Raw genomic sequence first — 4340 nt, forward strand, 5'->3', positions numbered from 1 at the left:
GGGGTGGGCTCGGGCGCCGGCGCCGGGGCGGGGGCCGCCGGCGCCGGAGCGGGCGCCGGGTCGGCCCCGACGGCGCCGATGACGCCGAGCTTGGCGCCGACCTCCGCCGTCTCGTCCTCGCCGACCGTGATCTCCAGCAGGGTGCCGGCCACGGGCGCGGGGATCTCGGTGTCGACCTTGTCGGTGGAGACCTCGAGCAGCGGCTCGTCGACCTCGACCGACTCGCCGACCGCCTTCAACCAACGGGTGACGGTGCCCTCGGTGACGGACTCGCCGAGCGCGGGCAGCACCACGTCGGTGCCGGCCGCGCCACCCGCGGGCGCCGCCGCGGGGGCGGGCTCGGGGGTGGGCGCCGGAGCCTGCGCGACGGGGGCAGGCGCAGGCGCAGGGGCGGGAGTCGGCGCAGGGGCGGGCGCGGCGGGGGCCTCGGGAGCCGCCGCCGGCGTGGCCGCCGGCGCACCGGTGCCGTCGTCGATGATCGCCAGCTCGCCGCCCACCTCGACGGTCTCGTCCTTGGCGACCTTGATCGACGACAGCACACCGGCCACGGGCGCGGGGATCTCGGTGTCGACCTTGTCGGTGGAGACCTCGAGCAGCGGCTCGTCGACCTCCACGCGTTCGCCTTCGGCCTTCAGCCAACGGGTGACGGTGCCCTCGGTCACGCTCTCGCCGAGCGCCGGAAGGGTTACGGAAACCGCCATGGTTTCTGTTGCTCCTTACGAAAAGTGGCAAATGGTCATGCGCGCTCTGGGATAACGCGGCCAGGTCAGTCGTGAGAGTGCAGCGGCTTGCCGGCCAGGGCCAGGTGGGCCTCGCCGAGCGCCTCGTTCTGCGTCGGATGCGCGTGGATCAACTGGGCCACCTCGGCGGGCAGCGCCTCCCAGTTGTAGATCAGCTGGGCCTCGCCGACCTGCTCGCCGACCCGGTCACCGACCATGTGGATGCCGACGACAGCGCCGTCCCTGACGCGCACGAGCTTGATCTCGCCCGCCGTCTTGAGGATCTTGCTCTTGCCGTTCCCCGCGAGGTTGTACTTGAGCGTGACCACCTGGTCGGCGCCGTACAGCTCCTTGGCCCTGGCCTCGGTGATGCCGACGGACGCCACCTCCGGGTGGCAGTAGGTGACCCGCGGCACGCCGTCGTAGTCGATCGGCACCGGCTTCAGGCCGGCCAGGCGCTCCGCCACCATGATGCCCTCGGCGAAGCCGACGTGCGCCAGCTGGAGGGTCGGGATGAGGTCGCCCACGGCCGAGATGGTCGGCACGTTCGTCTGGCAGTACTCGTCCACCAGCACGAAGCCGCGGTCGGTCGCGACCCCGGCCTCCTCGTAGCCGAGCCCCTGCGAGACCGGGCCGCGGCCGATGGCCACCAGCAGCACCTCGGCCTCGAAGGTCTTGCCGTTGGCCAGGGTGACCCGCACCCCGTCGGCCGTGTACTCGGCGCCCTGGAAGAACGAGCCGAGGGAGAAGGTGATACCGCGCTTGCGGAAGGCGCGCTCCAGCAGCTTGGAGCTGTTCTCGTCCTCGACGGGGACGAGGTGCGGCAGGCCCTCGACGATCGTCACGTCCGCCCCGAAGGACTTCCACACCGAGGCGAACTCGACGCCGATGACGCCGCCGCCCAGCACGATCGCGGACTTGGGCACCCGGTCGAGGACCAGCGCGTGGTCCGAGGAGATGATCCGGTCGCCGTCTATCGTGAGGCCGGGCAGGGACCTCGGCACGGAGCCGGTGGCCAGCACGATGTGCCGGCCGGTGTACCGCTGCCCGTTGACGTCGACGCTCGTGGGGGAGGACAGCCGGCCCTCGCCCTCCACGTAGGTGATCTTGCGCGAGGCGACCAGGCCCTGCAGGCCCTTGTACAGGCCGGAGATCACGCCGTCCTTGTACTTGTGCACGCCGGCGATGTCGATGCCGTCGAACGTGCTCTTCACGCCGAACTCGGAGCCCTCGCGGGCCGCGTCGGCGATCTCGCCCGCGTGCAGCAGGGCCTTGGTGGGGATGCAGCCGTTGTGCAGACAGGTGCCGCCCAGCTTGTTCTTCTCGATGAGTGCGACGTCCAGGCCGAGCTGGGACGCCCGCAGGGCCGCGGCATAGCCACCGCTGCCGCCACCGAGGATCACTAGGTCGTAAACGGTGCTGGCGTCGTTCGCCACGTCACGTTCCTCCAAGATGGGGTTTTTCGCCCGTGGCCGATCGACGGTGACCGGCCGGCGGGTTCCGGTGCCGCCGAAGCGGCTGTGGTGTGGCTCTCCTGTGGGGGAGCCGCGGCCCTGTCCTGCCGGGACACCATCTTTGCACGCTGCGATGACGGACGGGCCCGAGGCCCCGTCCCGGCCAACGGCGGCCGGGACGGGGACAGGGCCTCGGCACGGTTTCCCGAAGGACGGGCCTCAGCCCGCCAGCTCGCCGGCGCCGGCCCGCTCCGCGAGCCGCACCAGGGTGCGCACCGCGGAACCGGTGCCGCCCTTGGGGGTGTAGCCGAAGGGCCCGCCCTCGTTGAACGCCGGGCCCGCGATGTCCAGGTGCGCCCACCGCACCCCTTCGGCGACGAACTCCTTCAGGAACAGGCCGGCCGTCAGGCCGCCGCCCATCCGCTCGCCCATGTTCGAGAGGTCGGCCACCGACGACTTCAGCCCGTCGGCCAGCTCCACCGGCATCGGCATCGGCCAGGACTGCTCGCCCGCCTGCCCCGCCGTCTCGTGCACCAGGTCGCGGAACGCCTCGTCGTTGCCCAGCACGCCGAACGTGCGCTTGCCGAGCGCCAGCACCATCGCGCCGGTCAGCGTCGCCACGTCCACCAACGCGTCGGGCGCCTCCTCACAGGCCCTGGTCAGCGCGTCGGCCATCACCAGACGGCCCTCGGCGTCCGTGTTCAGCACCTCGACCGTCTTTCCGCTGTACATCGTCAGCACGTCGCCCGGGCGCACCGCCGAACCCGACGGCATGTTCTCGGCGAGCGCCAGCCAGCCCGTGACGTTCACCGGCAGGCCGAGCCTGGCCGCCGCCAGCACCGTGCCGAGCACGGCGGCCGCGCCGCTCATGTCGCACTTCATCGTCTCGTTGTGACCGGCCGGCTTGAGCGAGATGCCACCCGAGTCGTACGTGATGCCCTTGCCCACCAGCGCCAGCGTCGGGGCGCCGCCCGGGTCGGGCGCGTAGCCGATCCGCACCAGCCGCGGCGGCGTGGCCGAGCCCTGGCCCACGCCCATCAGGCCGCCGTAGCCGCCGGCCGTCAACTCCTCCTCGTCGAGCACCGCCACCTCGACGCCGTACTCGGCGGCCGCCGCCGCGACCAGCGAGGCGAAGCCCGCCGGGGTCAGCGCGTTCGGCGGGGTGTTGACCAGGTCACGGGTGCGCCCGACCTCCTCGGCCAACACCAGCGCCCGCTCCGCGGCCGCCGCGTGCGACGCGTCGCCGGCGTCCGCGTCGAGCAGCGTGATCCGGCCGAGCGGCCCGCTGTCCGCGCCGGTGAAGCTCCGGCCGCGGAACGCGGTGAACGCGTACGCGCCGAGCAGCGCGCCCTCCGCCACAGGACCGATCCCCTCGGCGCCGCCCACCGGCAGCGCGAACGCCGCGTGCTCCGAGCCCGCCAGGGCCCGGGCCGCCGCGCCCGCCGCCCGGCGCAGCGTCTCGGGACGGAAGCCGGCACCCGACTCGGGCGCCGCGCCGAGGCCCACGGCGACCACCAGCGGCACCGGCAGCCCGTCGGGCGCCGGCACCTTGGTGATCTCCTCCTCGTCGCCCTTGGCGCCGAGGGTGCTCAGGGTGGCGGCCAGGCCGCCGTCGAAGGCGGCGTCGACGGCCGCCGCCGCCGGCGAGCCCGGAGCGATGACCGGCCCGGACTCGCCCTTGGCGAGACCGATGACCACGGCGTCGGCCGGCACCGCGGTCGCCGCGAGATTGCTGAGGGTGAGTTCAGTCACTGTGATGTTGTTCCTCGTCGTCGTCACTTTCCGACTGTCCGCGCGGGGCGCCGCGCCGCTCGGCCGGATGCCGGATGCCCATGAGGGGCCGATCTTCCGGCCCTGGACATCCGCGAGAAGACTACGCCGGGGCTCCGTCAACCCCTCGCTACGGCCAGGGTCACCAACGCCGTGGTGCCCGCGACCTCGGCCGCGGCGCCCAGCACGTCGCCCGTCACCCCGCCGAACCGCCGCCGGCAGTGCCACAACAGCCCCTCGGCCGCGCTCAGCCCCAACGCGACGGCGCAGCAGGCCGCGAGCGCGCCCGCGACCCCGCCGGCCAGGCCGCCGGCGGCCGCGACGACCACCACCGTGCCGCCCAACGCGACGACGACGGCCGGCACCGGCACCACCCGCGCCACCCCGGCCCCGAGCC

4 protein-coding genes are annotated in these 4340 nt (G+C 73.6%); all 4 read right to left on the reverse strand.

Translation table 11 applies throughout. The annotated features are described in order from the left end of the window. A partial coding sequence (locus ACYVPE_RS39345; protein WP_461038651.1) for a biotin/lipoyl-containing protein occupies window positions 1–701 on the reverse strand: 701 nt, incomplete at its 3' end. A 65-nt stretch (window positions 702–766) separates the two neighbouring features. Further along, on the reverse strand, window positions 767–2155 hold the full coding sequence (lpdA, locus tag ACYVPE_RS39350; RefSeq protein ID WP_461038652.1) for a dihydrolipoyl dehydrogenase: 1389 nt from the start codon (window positions 2153–2155) through the stop codon (window positions 767–769). 237 nt (window positions 2156–2392) lie between these two features. After that, window positions 2393–3925, reverse strand: coding sequence for a leucyl aminopeptidase (locus ACYVPE_RS39355; RefSeq protein ID WP_461038653.1), 1533 nt, complete (start codon window positions 3923–3925; stop codon window positions 2393–2395). 137 nt (window positions 3926–4062) lie between these two features. Beyond that, window positions 4063–4340, reverse strand: a 278-nt coding sequence (locus ACYVPE_RS39360) for an adenosylcobinamide-GDP ribazoletransferase (RefSeq protein ID WP_461038654.1), incomplete at its 5' end; no start/stop codon positions are given.

The organism is Streptomyces mayteni (genome assembly GCF_054783955.1).